At 73.5% G+C, this 18,828-nt stretch carries 18 protein-coding genes, 1 rRNA gene and 1 riboswitch; of the genes, 6 read left to right on the plus strand and 13 right to left on the minus strand.

All coding sequences use genetic code 11. From position 1 onward, the window contains the following. Positions 1-15: 15 nt before the first annotated feature. From BCL65_RS16790 to BCL65_RS16800, 3 genes are read right to left on the minus strand one after another with little or no spacing between them, the layout of a single operon-like run. Positions 16-909, minus strand: a complete 894-nt coding sequence (locus BCL65_RS16790; RefSeq protein WP_106269668.1) for a carbohydrate ABC transporter permease — start codon at positions 907-909, stop codon at positions 16-18. Then, positions 909-1,919 (minus strand): carbohydrate ABC transporter permease, encoded by a 1,011-nt coding sequence (locus tag BCL65_RS16795; RefSeq protein ID WP_106269686.1) that lies wholly within the window; start codon positions 1,917-1,919, stop codon positions 909-911. Before BCL65_RS16795 ends, BCL65_RS16790 begins: the two co-directional genes overlap by 1 nt. Positions 1,920-1,924: 5 nt before the next feature. Further along, a complete protein-coding gene (locus BCL65_RS16800) occupies positions 1,925-3,253 on the minus strand; it encodes an ABC transporter substrate-binding protein (protein ID WP_106269669.1) in 1,329 nt (442 codons plus the stop codon). 214 nt (positions 3,254-3,467) lie between these two features. On the opposite strand from BCL65_RS16800, the gene BCL65_RS16805 reads away from it, so the two are divergent. Further along, a complete protein-coding gene (locus BCL65_RS16805) occupies positions 3,468-4,526 on the plus strand; it encodes a LacI family DNA-binding transcriptional regulator (protein ID WP_243401135.1) in 1,059 nt (352 codons plus the stop codon). Between the two features lie 3 nt (positions 4,527-4,529). On the opposite strand, the gene BCL65_RS16810 is transcribed toward BCL65_RS16805, so the two are convergent. Next, positions 4,530-5,744, minus strand: coding sequence for a phosphotransferase (locus tag BCL65_RS16810; RefSeq protein ID WP_106269670.1), 1,215 nt, complete (start codon positions 5,742-5,744; stop codon positions 4,530-4,532). Positions 5,745-5,822: 78 nt separating this feature from the next. Next, entirely contained in the window at positions 5,823-6,308 is a 486-nt protein-coding gene (locus BCL65_RS16815; protein WP_106269671.1) for a DUF1269 domain-containing protein, read from the minus strand. A gap of 158 nt (positions 6,309-6,466) precedes the next feature. Here BCL65_RS16815 and pgi point away from each other — a divergent pair, with 158 nt between their 5' ends. Next, positions 6,467-8,176, plus strand: a complete 1,710-nt coding sequence (gene pgi / locus BCL65_RS16820) for a glucose-6-phosphate isomerase (RefSeq protein ID WP_106269672.1) — start codon at positions 6,467-6,469, stop codon at positions 8,174-8,176. Between the two features lie 52 nt (positions 8,177-8,228). Further along, positions 8,229-9,341, plus strand: a complete 1,113-nt coding sequence (locus BCL65_RS16825; RefSeq protein WP_106269673.1) for a PrsW family intramembrane metalloprotease — start codon at positions 8,229-8,231, stop codon at positions 9,339-9,341. Here BCL65_RS16825 and BCL65_RS16830 read toward each other — a convergent pair. After that, positions 9,310-9,711, minus strand: coding sequence for a DUF6069 family protein (locus BCL65_RS16830; RefSeq protein WP_106269674.1), 402 nt, complete (start codon positions 9,709-9,711; stop codon positions 9,310-9,312). The two genes, BCL65_RS16825 and BCL65_RS16830, sit on opposite strands and share 32 nt — an antisense overlap. Positions 9,712-9,982: 271 nt before the next feature. Between BCL65_RS16830 and BCL65_RS16835 the strand changes: the two genes are divergently transcribed. Continuing rightward, positions 9,983-11,134, plus strand: a complete 1,152-nt coding sequence (locus BCL65_RS16835) for a sensor histidine kinase (RefSeq protein ID WP_106269675.1) — start codon at positions 9,983-9,985, stop codon at positions 11,132-11,134. After that, entirely contained in the window at positions 11,131-11,829 is a 699-nt protein-coding gene (locus BCL65_RS16840) for a response regulator transcription factor (RefSeq protein ID WP_106269676.1), read from the plus strand. Before BCL65_RS16835 ends, BCL65_RS16840 begins: the two co-directional genes overlap by 4 nt. Here the strand turns inward: BCL65_RS16840 and BCL65_RS16845 are convergent, their stop codons facing one another. From BCL65_RS16845 to BCL65_RS16855, 3 genes are read right to left on the minus strand one after another with little or no spacing between them, the layout of a single operon-like run. Further along, positions 11,830-12,858 carry an ABC transporter ATP-binding protein gene (locus BCL65_RS16845; RefSeq protein WP_106269677.1) on the minus strand — a complete coding sequence of 343 codons (1,029 nt, stop codon included), beginning with the start codon at positions 12,856-12,858 and terminating at the stop codon, positions 11,830-11,832. After that, positions 12,858-14,567, minus strand: coding sequence for an ABC transporter permease (locus tag BCL65_RS16850; protein WP_106269688.1), 1,710 nt, complete (start codon positions 14,565-14,567; stop codon positions 12,858-12,860). Before BCL65_RS16850 ends, BCL65_RS16845 begins: the two co-directional genes overlap by 1 nt. Next, complete coding sequence (locus tag BCL65_RS16855) at positions 14,564-15,664, minus strand: thiamine ABC transporter substrate-binding protein (RefSeq protein WP_106269678.1); 1,101 nt, start codon at positions 15,662-15,664, stop codon at positions 14,564-14,566. Before BCL65_RS16855 ends, BCL65_RS16850 begins: the two co-directional genes overlap by 4 nt. Before the next feature lie 55 nt (positions 15,665-15,719). After that, a riboswitch (TPP riboswitch) is annotated at positions 15,720-15,823 on the minus strand. 95 nt (positions 15,824-15,918) lie between these two features. Between BCL65_RS16855 and BCL65_RS16860 the strand changes: the two genes are divergently transcribed. Continuing rightward, a complete protein-coding gene (locus BCL65_RS16860; RefSeq protein WP_243401136.1) occupies positions 15,919-16,212 on the plus strand; it encodes a DUF4235 domain-containing protein in 294 nt (97 codons plus the stop codon). Positions 16,213-16,244: 32 nt separating this feature from the next. Here BCL65_RS16860 and BCL65_RS16865 read toward each other — a convergent pair whose 3' ends face one another. From BCL65_RS16865 to rrf, 4 genes are all read right to left on the minus strand, one after another. Then, entirely contained in the window at positions 16,245-16,973 is a 729-nt protein-coding gene (locus BCL65_RS16865) for a PAS and ANTAR domain-containing protein (RefSeq protein ID WP_106269679.1), read from the minus strand. A 110-nt stretch (positions 16,974-17,083) separates the two neighbouring features. Further along, positions 17,084-18,007 carry a sulfite exporter TauE/SafE family protein gene (locus tag BCL65_RS16870; RefSeq protein WP_106269680.1) on the minus strand — a complete coding sequence of 308 codons (924 nt, stop codon included), beginning with the start codon at positions 18,005-18,007 and terminating at the stop codon, positions 17,084-17,086. A 103-nt stretch (positions 18,008-18,110) separates the two neighbouring features. After that, positions 18,111-18,569, minus strand: coding sequence for an RrF2 family transcriptional regulator (locus BCL65_RS16875; protein ID WP_106269681.1), 459 nt, complete (start codon positions 18,567-18,569; stop codon positions 18,111-18,113). Between the two features lie 165 nt (positions 18,570-18,734). After that, a 5S ribosomal RNA gene (rrf, locus tag BCL65_RS16880) occupies positions 18,735-18,828 on the minus strand; the annotation flags it as partial.

Genomic DNA, 18,828 nt, shown 5'->3' on the forward strand with positions numbered 1-18,828 from the left:
CCTCTCTCTGCGCGGTCATCCCTTCACCGCGCCCTGCAGTCCGTTGACGATGCGCTTCTGCATCGCCAGGAAGAACACGAGCGCCGGGATCATGGCGAGCGTGGTGAACGCGAACACACCGGCGGTGTCGGAGGAGTGCTCGGAGGAGAAGTCGGCGACGCCGAGCGGCAGGGTCTTCATGTCGCCCTGCAGCAGCAGGAGCGGCAGCAGGTAGGCGTTCCACGACCCGACGAACGCGAGGACGCCGACGGTGACCATGCCGGGCCCGGACAGCGGGATGAGGATCCGCCAGAAGAACCCGATCCGGCTGGTGCCGTCGAGCTGCGCCGCCTCCTCCAGCTCCTGGGGCAGCGCCTTGAGGAACGGCCGCAGGATGACCACGGTCATCGGCAGGGCGAACGCCGCCTGCGGCAGCGCCACGCCCCACCAGGTGTTGCCCAGCCCGAGGTTCTGCGTGAGCAGGATGAACAGCGGGATGACGGCGACCGTGGCCGGGAACAGCAGGCCGGCCACGAACACCATGAACAGCGCCTCGCGCCCCTTGAACGTGTAGCGGGCGAGCGGGTAGGCCGCCATGACGCCGAAGACGACGACGATCGCGGTCGTGACGACGGCGACCACCACCGAGTTGAACGTGTACTGCCAGAACGACGGGTTGGCGATCACGCCCGCGTAGTTGCTGAAGATCCACGGGTCCGGCAGGGCTGCCGGGTTCTGCGTGAGCTGGCCGTTGCTGCGGAACCCGCCCAGCACGCCGTAGACGACGGGGCCGAGCGTGGCGCAGACGACGACGAACGCGATCGCGTAGACGAGCGGGTTGCCGCCCTGGAACTTGCCCGCGCTGCCCCGGCGACGCCTGGCCGGCGGGTTCGGCGGGGTCACGGCGGGCATCTGAGTCGACGTGGTCATCACGCCACCCCCTTGGCGTCTCGACGCAGGATGAGTCGCTGGTAGAGCACCGCCATGACGAGCGCGATCAGGAACAGGATCACGGAGGCGGCACCGGCGATCCCGAAGTTGTTGCTCCGCGTGCCCTCGTTGACGAGGAACACCGCCATGGTGCTGGTGGCGTTGGCGGGACCGCCCTTGGTGAGGATCCAGACCATGTCGAAGAGCTGCAGCGACCCGATCATGGACAGGAACCCCCAGGTCCGGATCGTCGGGCCGAGCAGCGGGATGGTGATCCGGCGCTGCACCTGCCACCACGAGGCGCCGTCGAGCTGGGCGGCCTCGTAGAGCTCCTCCGGGACACCCTGGAGCCCGGCGAGGAAGAGGATCACGGCCAGGCCGAGGTACTTCCACGTCAGGATGGCGACGACGGTCCACAGCGCCAGGTCCATGTCGCCGAGCCAGCCCTGTGCGGGCGGCTCGATACCGACCGCGAGCAGGATCGTGTCGATCACGCCGTACTGCGGCTGGACCAGCTGGAACCAGATGACGCCGGCCACGACCTCGGCGAGGACGTACGGCACGAAGATGATCGTCCGCAGCGCGCCCTGGCCCCACATCTTGCGGTTCAGCAGGAGGGCGATCGCCAGCCCCAGCGGGAGCTGGATGGCGATCGACGTCACGACGATGATCAGGTTGTTCACGAGCGAGCCGACGAACACGTCGTTGCCCAGGATCGAGACGTAGTTCGCGAGCCCGACGAAGTCCACCAGGGGACCTCGCCCGTTCCACCGGAACACCGACATCTGGACGGCCGTGATGACCGGCCAGACGACGAAGAGGAGGAGCATCGCGAGAGCCGGCGTCACGAAGAACGCGATCTCGAGGTACTTGCGTCGTTGTGAGCGCTTCGCCCGTCGCCCCCCAGCCGACGGTCCGGCGGCCGGGCGACCCTCGCGGGTCGCACCGGCTGCCGGACCGGAGGAGGTGACAGGCGAGGCGGCCGTGGTGACGGGCGCGTCGTCTGTCATCTCGGTCACCCCTGCGCTGCCGCGGCTTCTTCGATGGCGGCGACGATGTCCTGCGGGGTCGCCTCACCGGCGAACATCAGGGCGATCTCGTCGTTCATCGCGTTACCGACGGACTGACCCAGGCGGGTGTCCAGGTAGAGCTGGGTCTCGCCACCGCCGTCGCGGACGGGGATGAGCTGGGCCAGCGTCTCGTTGGCCACCGAGCCGGTCGCGGCCGGGTTGGTCGGCAGGCCCATGTCGAGCTCGGCGAACCCGGTCTGGACCTCGTCGGACAGCAGGTACTCGGCGAAGTCGACGGCCGCGTCCGGGGCGTCGTTGGACACCGCCCAGGCGTCGCCGCCGCCCATCTGGTCGCTGGGGTCGCCGGCCTGGCCTTCGAACGTCGGGAAGGCGAACCAGCCGAGCCAGTCCGGCACCTTCTCGTCCTCGCGCAGACCGCCCACGACGCCGGGCTCCCAGTGGCCGGCGAGCTCCATGCCGACGCGCTCGCTGGCCAGCAGACCGGAGGCCGACGTCGGGCCCTCCTGCGCTCCCGTGGCCAGGAAGCCGGGGTTGAACGGCTCCTTGGCGAGGATCTCCTGCACGTCCTCGCCGGCCTTGACGAAGCACTCGTCGGAGTAGTCGCCCGACTCGATGGCGGCCTCGACGGTCTCGAACTCGCACTCACGGACGACGCCGTAGTACCAGTAGTGCGCGGCGGGCCACTTGTCACCGGCGCCGACGGACAGCGGGTCGACCCCGGCGGCCTTCAGCTGGTCGATGTAGCCGTAGAACTCGTCGATCGTCGGGCTGTCCGAGACGTCGTCGATCCCGGCCTGCTCGAAGAGGTCCTTGTTGTACCAGAAGCCCACGAGGCCCATGGAGAACGGCAGCGCGTAGACGCTGTCGTCCACCGTGTACTGGCCGGTGAACGCGGAGATCGTCTCGACGGTGTCCGACGCGTCCTCGGTGAGGTCGCGCAGGAGCCCGGCGTCGACGTCGTTCTGCAGCTCGCCACCACCGCGGCTCATGAAGACGTCGGGGATGCCCGAGCCGGCCTGCATGGCGGCCTGGAGCTTGGTGAGCATGTCCTCGTGCTGCATGGCCTCGACCTGGACCGTCACGCCCGGGTTGGCCTCCTCGAAGTCGGCGGCGACCTGGTCGTAGTACTCCTTGCCCTCGCCGGTGTTCGAGTTGTGCCACCACTCGACGGTGGCGTCGCCACCCTCGGCGGTGGTGGACTCGCCGTCCGTCGTCTCCTGGTCGGCCGTCCCCTGACCGGCGCAGGCGCCTGCCAGCAGAGCGACGGTCGCCCCGAGCGCGACGGCGGTCGCGCCTCGCATCTTCCTCGTCATCGTGGAACCCCTTGGTCGTCGTCGACAGTGGTGCTTCGGTGGTGCGGCTACGGGCGGTCGGCAGGTGCACTCGGCGCTGCGGCAGCCCGTCCGATCTCTACCTTGGCAGGCCACCCGCGAAACCGTCAATCGTTTTCGATAACGGTTTCGACACGGCCCGGCCACGGCCTGGCGACGTGCGCCGCGGGTCCTCGGTGCCGGATACTGTCGTCCTGTGAGCACCGCCGCCGACCCGCCGCCCGCGGGAACCCAGTCCGGACCCATCGTGGGTCGCGTGACGATCTCCGACGTCGCGCGGGTCGCGGGCGTCTCCGTCGCCACGGTCTCCAAGGTCGTCAACCACCGCTACGGCGTCTCGCCGTCGACGGCCGAGCGGGTCCTCGGGGTCGTCGCCGACCTCGGCTACGAGTCCTCGCTGGTCGCCCGCAGCCTGCGCCGGCAGTCGACCAACGTCGTCGGGGTCCTGGTGGCCGAGTTCGAGCCCTACTCCACCGAGCTGCTCAAGGGCATCTCGTCCGCCGTCGACGGCACCGGGTACGAGCTGCTCGCCTACTCCGGCGGCACCGACGGCGGAGCCATCACGGGGTGGGAGCGCCGGTCGCTCTCCCGGCTCGCGGGCACCCTCATCGACGCCGCGATCGTCGTCACCCCCACCATGGTGCTCTCCGAGGCCAACGGCATCCCGGTGGTGGCGATCGACCCGCACACCGGGCCCGAGGGCACGCACACCGTCGACTCGGACAACACCACGGGTGCGCGCGAGGCCGTCGAGCACCTGCTCGCGCTCGGGCACCGCCGCATCGCCCACCTCGGCGGGCGCCCCGACCTCGAGTCCGCCCGGCTGCGCGAGCTCGGCTACCGCCAGGCGCTCGAGGCCGCGGGGATCACCGTCGACCAGTCGCTCATCCGCGTGGGCGGCTACCGCCCCAACACCGCGGACACCCCGGCCCGCGAGCTGCTCGCGCCGTCGCGCGGCGAGCGTCCCACCGCCGTCTTCGCGGCGAACGACCAGTCCGCGATCCACGTCGTCGAGGTCGCGCACGACCTCGGCCTGCGCGTGCCCGAGGACCTGTCGGTCGTGGGGTTCGACAACGTGCCCGAGTCCATGACCACCACCCCCGCCCTCACCACCGTGTCGCAGCCGCTGCACGAGATGGGCACCGAGGCGCTGCGCATGGTGCTCGACCTCCTCGAGGGCTCGCCGCGCGAGCAGCACCTGCGGCTGCCGACGTCCCTCGTGGTCCGCGGCAGCACCGGCCCGGTCGGGGGCTGACGCTCAGGCAGGGCGCCCGCTGAGCCAGCGCTCCACCGCGTCGAGGCGCCGCGAGGTCTGCCGGGGCCAGTCCACCTCCTGGACGCGGTGCGGTCCCGTCGCCAGGGACAGCAGCACCCCGGCCGTGCGGGCCGAGAGCTCGTCCGCGTCGACGACGTCGGCGAACCCCTTCGCGTAGTCCAGCGCGAGCCCGTGCAGGCGGTCCGCGTCCCAGCCGCGCAGCAGCGAGAGCGTCTCGACGTGCGCGACGAGGCACGCCAGGTCGTCCGCGCGCCGGCCCGGCCCGGCGGAGTCGACGTCGAGCAGACCTGTGATGCGCCCGTCGCGGCCCAGCATGATCTGCGACTCGTACAGGTCGCCGTGGGTCGGTTCCGACGCCGGCTGGCCCGCGATGCGGCCGGCGACCACGGCGGCCAGCTGCGCCGCCCGCTCGGCCTCGGCGGGCAGCGCCGCCCCGATCACCGAGGCGTAGTGGGCCGCGTTCTCGCTCCAGGAGGCCCGGTAGGGAAGCTCCGTGACGCCGTCGGGCAGCTGTTCCAGGAGGTCGACGACGTCGCCCGCCGCAGGGACCGGCCCGCCGTCGCGCACGGCGTGCCGCATCGACTCCCCCGCCAGCGGGGCGATCACCAGCAGCCCGTCCGTGTTGCGGCCGAGCGGCTTCGGCACCGGGAGGCCGGCGCCGGCCAGCAGCGCGTGCCGCGCGTACAGCTCGTCGCCCTTCTCGGGGCGCACCACCTTGAGGAAGACCCGGGCGCCCGGCGTGCTGGCCTCGATCACCGCCCGGCGCGTGGGCCGGTACGCGCGCACCCGCAGCGTCACCGGCCCCCGCGCCACCTCCGGCACGCCCAGGTCCCCGAGCAGCGTGCCGACCGCCTCGACGTCGTAGGCGGTGGCCAGCGCCGGCAGCCCCGGGTCGCCGGGGAACCGCCACACCGCGACCGCGTGCTCGCCGTCGTCCAGGGTCAGCACACCGGGCACGTGCTGGTCGCCCGGCCGCCCCAGGGACGCACCGAGGGTCTCGGTGCGCACCTGCGGCTCCATGCCGCCGATCACCCAGCGCACCCGCGCCCGGTAGGCGACGGTCGTGGAACGGCCCGGGCGGTGGTCCACCTGGCGGACCGACCAGTCCACGAGCTCCCCGCCCGCGGTGGACACGGCCGTCGCGAGCAGCTCGGTGGCGTCGTCGCCGGTGAGGAGCTCGAGGTTGCTGGTTCCCATCACCCCATCCTCACCACGATCGGCCCGGAGCGCGCGGGCTCCGGGCCGCCGGGACGGCCCCGCGCGCAGCACCGGTGCTCAGCCGCCGAACATCTCCTTGAGCTCACGGCTCTCGGCGTCCGACAGGTTGGTGCTCACCAGCGTCGCCTTGATGCCGTGCAGACGCTCGCGGAAGCGGTCCACGTCGCCCTGCTCGGTGATGATGAACAGGCCCGACGTCCCGGGGACCACCTCGTCGCGGATCTTCTCGAGGTCCTCCTTGCGGATCCCGACGTCCGAGAGGGCGCGGCTGAGGCCACCGATCGCCGCGCCGGCGACGGCACCGACGACGGGGATGAAGAAGAGCGCGCCGATGAGCAGGCCCCACAGCGCACCCCAGCCGCCGGACTTCGCGGCGTCGTCGTTCACGCCATGGGTCTTCGGGTGCTTCTCACCCTCCGGCCACTCGACGACGGCGTAGTCGACGAGCGTGACCAGGCCTTCTGACGCGGCGTTCTTGACGATGTCGGCAGCCCTGCCGGCACCCGCGGGGTCGTCGAACTTCCAGACCGTGAACGTGGCCATGTGGCGTCCTTCCTCCGTGCGACGTGTCCGGGACCGTCCCCGGCGCTTCGATCCTGGCACCGCGCACCCGGGACCGCCACAGGGGGACAAACCGCCACGGAACGCGGCGCGCGCGGACAGCCGCGCACGCGCTCGCCGCGATCACTACCGTAGGCACCATGACGACCTCTCCTGTCGACGCCACGACCACGTCCGCCTGGGGCGAGCTCCTGCAGCACCACCGTGACTTCCGGGGGGACCTGCGCGGCTGGTTCGCCACCGACCCGGGGCGCGCCGAGCGCCACAGCCACACGGCCGGCGACCTGTTCGTCGACCTGTCCAAGAACCTCGCCACCGACGAGACGTACGACCTGCTGGTCCGGCTCGCCGGCGAGGTGGACCTGCCCGGCCGCGTCGAGGCGATGTTCACCGGCGAGCACATCAACGTCACCGAGGACCGCGCCGTGCTGCACACCGCGCTGCGCCGCGCGCCGGGGACCCGGCCGCCGCTCGTCGTCGACGGCCAGGACGTGGACGCCGACGTCGCCCGCGAGCTCGACCGGCTGAGCGCGTTCGCCGACAAGGTCCGCTCCGGCGAGTGGACGGGAGTGACCGGCAAGCCGGTCGAGACCATCGTCAACATCGGCATCGGCGGCTCGGACCTCGGCCCGGTCATGGTCTACGAGGCCCTGCGCCCGTACCTGCGCGACGGCCTCGAGGCCCGGTTCGTCTCCAACATCGACCCCACCGACGTCGCGCAGAAGACCGCCGGGCTCGACCCGGAGACGACGCTGTTCATCGTCGCCTCCAAGACCTTCGGCACGCTCGAGACGCTCACCAACGCCCGCCTCGCCCGGGCCTGGCTGTGGGAGGCGCTCGCCGCGTCCGGCGCGATCGAGGACACCGACGCCGCGCGGCAGGCCGCCGTCGGGCAGCACTTCGTGGCCGTGTCGACGGCGCTCGACAAGGTCGCGGCGTTCGGCATCGACCCGGACAACGCCTTCGGGTTCTGGGACTGGGTGGGCGGCCGCTACTCGGTCGACTCGGCGATCGGCCTCTCGTTGGCGATCGCGTTCGGCCCGGATCGGTTCCGCGAGCTGCTCGCCGGGTTCCGCACGATGGACGAGCACTTCCGCACCGCGCCGCTCGAGCGCAACGTCCCCGCGCTGATGGGTCTGCTGAACGTCTGGTACACGAACTTCCTCGACGCGCACACCCACGCCGTGCTGCCGTACGCCCAGCAGCTCCACCGCTTCCCCGCGTACCTGCAGCAGCTCACCATGGAGTCGAACGGCAAGTCGGTGCGCTGGGACGGCTCTCCCGTGACCACCCAGACCGGCGAGATCTTCTGGGGCGAGCCCGGCACCAACGGCCAGCACGCGTTCTACCAGCTCATCCACCAGGGCACCCGCACCATCCCCGCGGACTTCATCGCGTTCGCGACGCCCGCGTACCCCCTCACCGACCCGCAGGGCGACGGGAAGGCGGTGCAGCCCGGCGCCGACGTCCACGAGCTGTTCCTCGCCAACTTCTTCGCCCAGACCAAGGCGCTGGCGTTCGGCAAGACGGCCGACGAGGTCCGCGCCGAGGGCACGGACGAGGCGATCGTCCCGGCCCGCGTGTTCTCCGGCAACCGCCCGACCACCTCGATCATGGCCCCCGCCCTCACCCCGTCCGTGCTCGGCCAGCTCGTCGCGCTCTACGAGCACATCACGTTCGTCCAGGGCGTCGTGTGGGGCATCGACTCGTTCGACCAGTGGGGTGTGGAGCTCGGCAAGAAGCTCGCCCTGGAGATCGCCCCGGCCGTCTCGGGCGACGACGCCACGCTGGCCGACCAGGACGCCTCGACCGCCGCGCTGATCCGCTACTACCGGGAGCAGCGGGCCTGAGGCCGCGGGCGGCCGGGACGGGCCGGGCCGAGCCCTCAGTAGGGTCTGGGCCATGCCTCCACTCGATCCGCGGGCCATCCTGGCCGGGCGACCGACCGCCCGCCCGTCGGCGGGCACGGTCGTCACGATCGCCGTGTCGTCGTTGTGCCTGGTCGTCGCCCTGACGATCATGCTGCACGACGGCGCCACGGGGGTCCCGGCGGCCGTCGTGCTCGCGCTCGTCCCGCTGCCCCTGCTCCTCGCGGGGATCCTGGCGCTCGACCGGCTGGAGCCGGAGCCGCCGGACGCCCTGGTCGCCGCCTTCGGCTGGGGTGCCGGTGTGGCGGTGCTGCTGGCCATGCTCCTCAACACCGCGGGGCTGGACCTGGTGTGGGCCCCGATGCTCGGCAGCGAGCTCGGGACGTACGCCATGGCGGCGATCACGGCACCGGTGGTCGAGGAGGTCCTCAAGGGGGCGGTGCTCGTGGGGCTGCTGTGGTTCCGCCGCAGCGAGCTCAACGGGCCGACCGACGGCATCATCTACGGCTCGATGGTGGCGCTCGGGTTCGCCGTCGTGGAGAACATCAGCTACTACGCGTTCGCCCCGCCCGGCACGCTGGCGCTGACCTTCACCGTCCGGGGGATCGTCTCGCCGCTCCTGCACCCGCTGTGCACGTCGCTGACGGGGATCGGCGTCGCCGCGGCGGCCCTGCGCGGCCCCGGCCGGAGCCGGGCGCTGCCCGTGCTCGCCGGGCTGGCGGGCGCCGTCGCCCTGCACGCGGCGTGGAACGCGTCGTCGGCGCTCGGGCTGGCGGGCCTCGGAGCGGCCTACCTCGCCGGCGTCGGCGTGCTGGTCGCCCTCGCGGTCGTGCTGCACCGTGACCGGCAGCGCATCGTCGCACTGATCCAGACCCACCTGCCGCAGTACCAGGAGGTCGGCGTGGTGACGCCGGCCGACGTCTGGATGCTGTCCTCGCTGCACCGCCGCCAGCGCGCCCGCGAACGGACGCGGGCCACCCGCGGGCGGGGTCCCGCCCGTGCCCTGGCGGACTACCAGCAGGCCGCCACCGAGCTGGCCATGCTGCACCGCCGCCACGGCCTCGGCCTGGTGCCCGACGACGCGTTCGTGGCGCGCCGCGATCCCCTGCTGCTGCTCATGCACCACGCCCGCGCGGCGTTCGCCTGACCTCTCGCCGGAGGCCGAGGGCGATCGTCGCGCCGACGGCGACGTGCTCCGCCACGAGGAACCCCGCCGCCTCCTGCGTCGCCGCACCCAGCGGGCCGGCCAGCGAGACGAGCAGCACCGCACCGCACAGCACGAGCCACGTCCGCTCGCCGTCACCGGTCGTGCGCCGCAGCAGCGCCCGCGCGGCCCAGCCGAGCAGGCCGACCACCAGCCCGGCCACGACGACGTCGACCAGCCCCACCTCCCGCAGGCCACCACCGGTCCGGGCCGTCAGCTCCGCGCCGCTCGCGGTCGCCACCGCCCACACCACGGCCGCCACCACCGCGGCCAGCGGCGGGACGCCCCACGCCGGCGTCCGACGGCGGAACATCCCCCCTCGCCCGGACGGCCCTGCCCCGGACCCTCGCGGTGTCGTCCGCCCTGCCTGCTGATCCATGGTCATCGTGTCTCCTCCCGCCGGCCGTCCCGGCGCGTCCCTGGTCACTGTCGGGACCCAGCCTGCGAGCGACGAGGCCACCCGCGCCCCGGCCGGAGGAACATGCCGGCCCCGACCTCCGTCGTCGGGCACCCCGACCACCGCCGGGGCGACCCCCGACCTTCGTCGGTGTCGCGACCCGGTGGACCGCCGTAGCGTTCCCGCCATGCACGTCCCGACCGTCCCGAGCCGCCTGCTCGCCGGCGCCTGGCTGGCGATCGCCGCGCTGACCGTGCTGGTGGTCGTGACCGCGCACCTCGACGCGCCCGACGGCCTGCTCCTCGACGTCGCGGTCGGGCTGGCGGCCCTGGGCCTCTGCGGGCTGCTGTTCACCCGGCACGCCGTCGCGGCGGCCCTCGGCCTCGCCGTCCTGGCCGCTCTCTCGCCGGCCGCGACACCCGCCGCCACGGCCGCCACGCTGCAGGTGGCGCGCAGCCGCCCGCTCCGCACCGCGCTGCCCGTGGCGGTCGCGGGAGCGCTCGGGCACGCCGTGCAGGCGCTGTGGCACCCCGTCCCCCTGCCGCTCGAGTGGTGGCTGCTGTGCGACGTCGCGGTGCATGCGGCGCTGCTCGGCTGGGGCGCGTTCTGGCAGGAACGCGCGCTGGTGCTGTGGTCGTTGCGCGACCGCGCCCGGCGCGCCGAGGCCGAGCAGGAGCAGCGCGTGACCGAGGCCCGCACGGCCGAGCGCACCCGGATCGCCCGCGAGATGCACGACACCCTCGCCCACCGGCTCTCCCTCCTCGCCGCGACCGCCGGGGCGCTGGAGTACCGGCCCGACGCCGACCCGGTCGCCCTGGCCGCGGCGGCCGGCCGCGTGCGCTCCGGCGTCAGCGACGCCCTCGAGGACCTCCGTCAGGTGATCCGGCTGCTGCGCGCGGACCCGCAGGACCTCGGCCACGCACCCACGCTCGCCGACGTCGCCCGCCTCGTCGAGGAGGCGAGGTCAGCAGGCAGCGACGTCGCCTACGACGCGCCCCCGACCGACGTCGCCGACCAGGTGCCACCGGGCGTGCGGCGAACCGTCTTCCGCGTGGTCCAGGAGGGGCTCACCAACGCCCGGCGGCACGCGCCGAGTGCGGCCGTCCGGGTGGACCTGGAGCTCGCTGACGGCGCGGCGCGCGTCCGGGTGACCGACGACGGCGCGGGCCCGGGCACGCCCGGCGTCCGGCCGCGCAGCGGCACCGGGATCGGCCCGGGCAGCGGCACGGGGATCGTGGGCCTGCGCGAGCGGGTGACGCTCCTCGACGGCCGGCTGGACGCCGGAGCGCGTGCCGGCGGAGGCTTCGTGCTCGAGGCCTGGCTACCGTGGGAGCGATGACCGAACCGCTGCAGCCCGGGGTGCGCGTCGTGCTCGTCGACGACGACGCGCTGGTGCGTGCCGGCCTGCGCCTCATGCTCGACGGTGCCGACGGCATCCGCGTGGTGGCCGAGGCCTCCGACGGCGGCGAGGTGCCCGGGGTGCTGGACGCCCACCCCACGGACGTCGTCCTCATGGACCTGCGGATGCCCGGTGTCGGGGGCATCGCCGCGACCCGTGCGGTGCGCGCGCGTCCCGCGCCACCCGCCGTCGTCGTCCTCACGACGTTCGACAGCGCCGAGGAGGTCGGGGGCGCGCTGCACGCCGGAGCCGCCGGCTACCTCCTCAAGGACATGCCGCCGGCACGGATCGCCGCCGCGGTCCGCTCGGCCGCGGCCGGCGAGCCCGTGCTGGCGCCCGACGTCGCCCGGCGGCTCATGGCGACCGTCGCGAGCGCGGGTGGTGCGCAGGAGCGGGCGCGGGCGGCCCTGGACGTCCTGACGGCCCGCGAGCGCGACGTGGCCGCGGAGCTCGGCCGCGGTGCCTCCAACGCCGAGATCGCCGCCCGCCTCTACCTGAGCGTGCCGACGGTCAAGGCGCACGTCTCCCAGCTCCTGGACAAGCTCGGCCTGGAGAACCGCACGCAGGTGGCGCTGCTCGTGCACGACGCCGGGGGCGGGGCCGTCGGCCCGCCGACGGGCCGCCCGCGGGGGTGACTAGCGGTGCTGTCCCGGGACGACGGCGCAGCCGCGGGGGTCCAGCACCACGCCCACCTTGTCGTCGACCGCGGGCACGCCGCCGTCGGCCAGGGCGACGAGCCGTTCTTCGCCCGCACCCAGGTCCGCGTCCACGGTGACCTCCGTGCGACCGCGGCGGAACGTGGTGGCGACGACGACGCCGTGCCGGACCTCACCGCCCGTGGCTGCGCCGGAGGCGCCGTCGACCACCCGCAGGCCCGCCGGCCCGACGGCGAGCAGCCCGTCGTCGTGCGGCAGGAACGTCTGGTACCCGAGGAACTCCGCGACCTGGCGCGTCGCGGGGGCACGCCACAGCTCCTCCGGCGCCGCGACCTGGGCGAGCCGGCCGGCCGACATCACGGCGACCCGGTCAGCCACCGTGAAGGCCTCGTCGTGGTCGTGGGTGACGAACACGGCCGTGGTGCGGGTCGCGTGCAGCACCGCGCGGATCTCCACGGCCAGCCGTTCGCGCAGGCCGCGGTCCAGGGCGGAGAGCGGCTCGTCGAGGAGCAGCAGCCGGGGCCGCGGCGCGAGGGCCCGCGCGAGCGCCACCCGCTGCTTCTCGCCGCCGGACAGCTCGGCCACCTGGCGGGCCCCGAACCCGTCGAGGCCCACCAGCGCCAGGAGCTCGGCCACCCGCTCGGCCCGCTCCGCCCGCGGCCGGTCCGCGAGCCCGTAAGCCACGTTCCCGGCGACGTCGCGGTGCGGGAAGAGCTGGCCCTCCTGGAACAGCAGGCCGAAGCCTCGCCGGTGCACGGGCACGCCGGCCAGGTCGGCACCGTCGAACGCCACGGTGCCGGCGGCCACCGGCTCGAGGCCGGCCACCGCCCGCAGCAGGGAGGACTTGCCGCACCCGCTCGGCCCGAGCAGCGCCAGCACCTCGCCGGCCGCGACGTCGAGCGAGACGCCGTCGACCGCCGTCGTGCCCGCGTGCCCGCGCCGCTGCCCGTAGCGCACTACGACGTCGCGCACGGACAGCCCGGTACCCGGCTCTCGACGGCCCGCCATCAGAACTCCCCTCCGCCGCTGTCGCCGCGCATGCGTTCGGCCACCATCATGACGGTCGCGGTGAGCACCGCGAGCACCACCGACGCCGCGAGCGCCATCCCGTAGTTCTCCGCGCCGGGCTGCCCGACGAGCCGGTAGATCACCACCGGCAGGGTCGCCGCGTCCGGGCGGGCGAGGAACGACGTGGCGCCGAACTCCCCCAGCGACACCGCGAAGGCGAACCCGACGGCGAGCCCCAACGAGCGTGCTCCGAGCGCGAGGTCCACGCTGGCCAGCACCCGGCCCGGGGGCGCCCCGAGCACCGCCGCGGCCTCGCGCAGCCGCGGGTCGATCGCCCGCAGCACCGGCAGCATCGTACGGACCACGAGCGGGATCGCCACGACCGCCTGCGCGATCGGCACCAGCAGCCCCGACGTGCGCAGGTCGACGTCGAGGCCGAGCGGCCGGTCGAGCGTGAGCAGGAACCCGAACCCCACCGTCACGGCCGACACGCCGAGCGGCAGCATGAACACCGCGTCCAGGCCCCCGACGGCCCGCCGCAGCCCGTGCGAGCGGGGTCGGCGCGAGACGACCAGCACCACGAGCCCGCCGACCACCACGGCGATCAGCGTGGCGACCGCCGCGATCCGCAACGAGTTGGCCGTCGCCTCCCACACGGTCACGGTCAGCGCGTTGCGCCCGCCCGTGGTCCCCAGCGCGGCATAGTTCGCGAGCGACCAGGCGCCGTCGGGCCCCCGGAACGACCGCAGGACGAGGCCCGCGAGCGGGAGCACCACGAGCCCGCCGACGACGACGGCGGTCACCGCGGCCGGCAGCGCGTCCCGGACGGAGCGCAGGTCCAGCGGATGGGCGCCCGACCGTTCACCGGTGAGCTGGAGAGCACGTTCGCGCCGCGTGCGCAGGCGGGCGCTGACGAGCAGCGCGGCCACGACGACCACGAGCTGCAGCACGCTGAGGACGGCGGCCGCCCGCAGGTCGAGGAACTGGGTGGTGCGGATCCAGATCTCCGTCTCGATCGTGCCGTAGCGCATGCCGCCGAGCACGAGGACCACGCCGAACGCCGTCGAGCAGAACAGGAAGACCACCGACGCCGCCGAGGCGACCGCCGGGCCGAGCGCCGGCAGCGTCACCGTGCGGAAGGCCCGCCACGGCGTGGCACCCAGCGCCCGGGCGGCCTGCTCGGCGCGCGGGTCCAGGCGCTCCCACAGCCCGCCCACCGTGCGGACCACCACCGAGTAGTTGAAGAAGACCAGCGCGACCACGATCCCGGCGAAGCTCTCCTCCCACCCGAGCCACCCGAGCGGCCCGGACGGGGTGAAGAGGTTGCGGAACGCGACGCCGACGACGACGGTCGGCAGCACGAACGGGACCGTCACCAGGCCCCGCAGGAACGTCCGGCCGGGGAACCGGCACCGGTACAGCAGGTAGGCGCCCGGGAGGCCGAGCAGCACGCTGAGCACCGTCCCGGCCGACGCCTGCGCGAGCGTCTGGCCGACCACCCGCCAGGTGCGCGGCTCGCTCAGGACCTCCGCGAAGCCGGAGAGGTCGAGCGTGCGCCCGCCCCCGCCGTCGTCCGCGAAGAAGCCCTGGACGACCAGCGCGACGACCGGCCAGGCGAAGAAGACGGCGAGGAAGACCAGGGGGACGCCGACGGCGACCCCCCAGCCCAGCCACGCCCACCGGGGCCGACGCCGGAGGCTCACGCTCAACCGATGACCGTGGCCGTCCACTGCTGGATCCACTCGTCACGGTGCTCCGCGATCTCCTGCGCCGAGACCTCGTAGGGGTCCTCGGCGAGCGGGGCGAACTCCTCCCACTCGGCGGGGAGCTCGACGCTCTCGTCGGCGGGATACATGTACATGCTGGCCGGGATGTCGGCCTGCACCTGCTCCGAGGCCAGGAAGTCCACCAGGGCCCGGGCTCCGGCCGGGTTGTCGGTGCCCGCGAGGACGCCGGCGTACTCGACCTGCCGGAAGCAGGTGTCCAGCAGCGCGGCGGTGGTGGTCGCGCTGCCGTCCTCGGTGACGGTGAAGGCCGGCGACGTCGCGTACGACAGCACGACCGGGCGCTCACCACCCTCGCCGGCACCCGAGAAGTCGACGTAGTAGGCGTCCGACCAGCCGTCCGTCACCCGCAGGCCGTTGTCCGCGAGCTCGGCCCAGTAGTCCTGCCAGCCGTCCTCGCCGAACGCGCTGATGGTGGCCAGCAGGAACGCGAAGCCGGGCGACGACGTCGCCGGGTTGGTGACCACGGTCAGGTCGGCGTAGGTCTCCTGGGTGAGGTCCTCGAAGGTGCTCGGGGGCTCGATGCCCTCCTCCTCGAACCAGGCGGTGTCCACGTTGAGGCAGACGTCACCCCGGTCGATCGGGGTCAGGCCCTCCAGCCCCTCCTCCACCGGGGTGCCCACCGACGGGTCGAGGTCTGCCGGCGTGTAGGGCTCGAACACCCCGGCCTCCACGGCGCGCGACGCGAACGTGTTGTCCACCCCGTACACCACGTCCCCGAGCGGGCTGTCCTGCGTGAGGACGAGCTGGTTGACCAGCGCGCCCGCGTCACCGGCGGCGACGTGCTCGACCTCCAGCCCGGACCCCTCCTCGAAGGACTCGAGCAGCCCGTCGCTGAGCGCGAAGGAGTCGTGGGTGACCAGCGTGACGGTGCCGGACAGCTCGCCGCCGGTCGACGACTCCGCCGGGACCGGCGTGCTGCCGGCCTCGCCCGGGGCGTCGTCGCCGCTGCAGGCGGCCAGCGCGGGCACGAGCCCGACGACGGCGAGGGCCGCCAGGGTGCGGCGGGTACGGATGGTCATGCGTCCTCCTCAGACGGATCTGAAGGGGGGCCGTCGTCCGTGGGAACGGACGACGGGATCGAGAAGCCCGACTTCCTCCACCGGTGCTAACCGGATCAGGTTCGAGGGTCTGCGGAGATCCGCACTCTCAGCGCTCGTGGCGCTCCCCTGTCGTTCCCTCCGAGCCTACACACCGCACGCACGCTACGGTGGTGGCGTCCGTCGGGCGGACCGTTCGCGACCGCCCGATGCCGCCGTCTGCTACTGGAGGATCCGTGGAGCACTCTCAGCTTTCCGAGCCGTCCGAGCCCTCGCTGGGGCTCAAGATCGGGACGGTCGCGGCGACGTTCGCGGCCGGCTGGGTCGCGCAGAAGCTCATCAAGGTGATCTGGGAGAAGGCCACGGGCAGCGACGCCCCGATCGACCTGGACGCGGACGACATCCCGATCGTGCAGGCGATCACGTTCGCCGCCGTCACGGGCGGGGTCGCCGTGCTCGCCCGCCGGCTCGCCCGGCAGGGTGTGACCAAGGCCGTGGACAAGCGGGCCAAGCACGTCTCGGTGGTCTGAGAGAGGTCCCTGAGAGCCTGCGGCCACACGCCTCAGCCGCGGCTCCGCTGCCGCCGGCGGGCCAGCTGCGCCTCGTGCCCGCGGGGGCGGTCCTCCGTGTGGACGGCGTCCAGCGCCGCCGCGAGCCGCTGGGCCGGGCTGCCCTCCGCGCCGGCCATCCCGGCGACGATCTGCGCGGCGGCCGACTGGAGCGGGATGCCCGCCCGTGCGGCCACCTCGCCGACCTTGTCCCCCGCCTCGGCCTCCGCCATGCCGTGCACCACCATGAAGGCGCCCTTGGCCTGCTCGACCGCGGCCGCCGACACCATGGCGCGGCCCACGGCACGCTGCGACTCGCGGTCGAGCGCCTCACGGGTGACCGGGCTGACGTCCAGCACGTAGCCGGCGACGTGGGTGATCTCGCCGTCGTCGCCGACGTGCGCCTGCCCGGTCACGACGACGGTGCGCGCCTTGCCGTGCGGATCGACGATGCGGTGGGCGCTGCTGAACGGCCTGCCCGCACGCAACGCGACCACGGCAGTTCGCGACACGCGCCCGCGATCGTCCGGGTGCGTGCGGGACCTCAGTGCCTCCATGCTCGGCTCGATCTCGCCCGGCTCACGGCCGTGCATCCGGTACACCTCGTCGGACCACCAGGTCCGGCCCGAGTCGAGCTCGACCCGGTAGCGACCGACGACGAGCTGGACACCGGCTGCCAGGGCCTCGGCGGCGCCGGCGAGGCCGGCGCCCCCGACGGTGCGGTGCGACGACGGACCGCTCATGACATCTCCCCGGGTGTCCGGGCAGAGCACCCGGTCAGGACTCGTGTGCCGCCCACCGTACTCCCGGGTCCCGGAACTGCCACCTGAGAACGGCCGCTTCACCCGGCAGATCACCCGATCGAGGCCGGGTCCCGTACCTCCTCGTCACCGGTCCGGGACGCCTGGGCCGTCCGCTCGGCGCGGTGCGCGCGGACCGAGTAGATGACGGCGCCGGCCCAGACAGCGACCACGACGGCGTAGACCGCCGTCGCGGCACCGCCGCTCACGGAGACGAGGTCCGTCCCGAGCAGCGTCCGGGTGTTCGTCAGCACGATGACCCCTCCGACGGCCGACCCGAGGACGCGCGGTGGCACCCACCGCACGATCCACGCGGCGATCGGTGCGGCGATGAGCCCACCGATCAGGAGCGCGACCGCCCAGGACGCGTCGATCCCGGACGTCCCGAGCCCGACGAGGAAGCCGAGGCTCGCCGCCACGGCGACGAAGAACTCGCTGGTGTCGATCGACCCGATGACCTTGCGCGGCTCGAGCCGCCCGCTGGCGAGGATCGCCGGGGTACCGACAGGGCCCCAGCCACCACCACCGGTGGCATCCATGAAGCCGGCCACCAGCCCGAGCGGCGTGAGGAAGCGGCGACGCAGTGGCTGCCCGAGCCGGTCGGTGCGCAGACCACGGAACGTGAACCGGAACAGCACGTAGAGGCCCAGACCCAGGAGCAGCACGGACATCAGCGGGCCGGCGATCTCCGTCGAGAGCCACGACAGGAAGGTGGCACCGGCGAACGCACCGACGGCGCCCGGGACGCCGATGCGCGCCACGACCCGCCAGTCGACGTTGCCGAACCGCCAGTGGGACGCGCCGGACGCCAGCGTGGTCCCGATCTCGGCGAGGTGCACCGTGGCCGAGGCGGCCGCCGGGTTCGTGCCGATCATCAGGAGCAGGGTGGTGGACGTGACGCCGTAGGCCATGCCGAGGCTGCCGTCGACGAGCTGTGCGCCCAGTCCGACGAGAGCGAGGAGTACGAGGGTGTGCACGAGAGCCTCCGAGGTGAGAACCGATCGCTACCCAACATACCCTATTGGACTAGTCGGTTTTAACGACGCGCCGACGCGGGACCATCCCCGCCAGGGGGACCCGTCAGGGGTTCTCCCATGCTTCGTCGTCATCTACCAGCAGGCGCACCTCGGCCGGGACCGTCCCCGATGCGAGGTCGGCGAGCGTCACGCGCGCCAGCACGGCACGGACGTTCGCGCGCAGCGCCACCCAGACGTGCAGCAGCGACGCCGCGGTGCCGGAGTAGTCCAGGTCGGAAGGACGCTGGTCGCGCACGTACACGAGGGGGCCGTCCACGGCCCGGACGACATCGGCCACGGAGATCTCGTCCGCCGGCCGGGCCAGCACGTATCCGCCGCCCGCCCCACGCCGGCTGGACACGATGCCCTCGCGCCGCAGGTCGCGCAGGATCGCCTCGAGGAACCGGTGCGGGACCTGCTGAGCCGAGGCGAGCGCCTCCGCCGACACGGGATGCCCCTCCGTCGCGGCCGCGAGCTCCACGGACGCGCGGACCGCATAGTCCGCCTTCGCCGAGATCCTCACCCGTGCCGCCTCTCCCTGCCTGGTTGGTCATCGGCCGCGCCACGGCGAGAACCCGTCGACGGCGGCCTGGTGTCCACATGATAGTTCCGCCCACCGTGCGCTCCGGTGGGGAAATGCAGCGAGGCCCCCCGCACCGTGTGGTGTGGGGGGCCTGCTGTGAAGGGTGTCCGGCGGCGTCCTACTCTCCCACCCCGTCTCCAGGGCAGTACCATCGGCGCTGAAGGGCTGAGCTTCCGGGTTCGGTATGGGACCGGGCGTT

The sequence above is a fragment of the Isoptericola halotolerans genome (assembly GCF_003003075.1).
Taxonomy (GTDB): Bacteria; Actinomycetota; Actinomycetes; order Actinomycetales; family Cellulomonadaceae; genus Isoptericola; species Isoptericola halotolerans_A.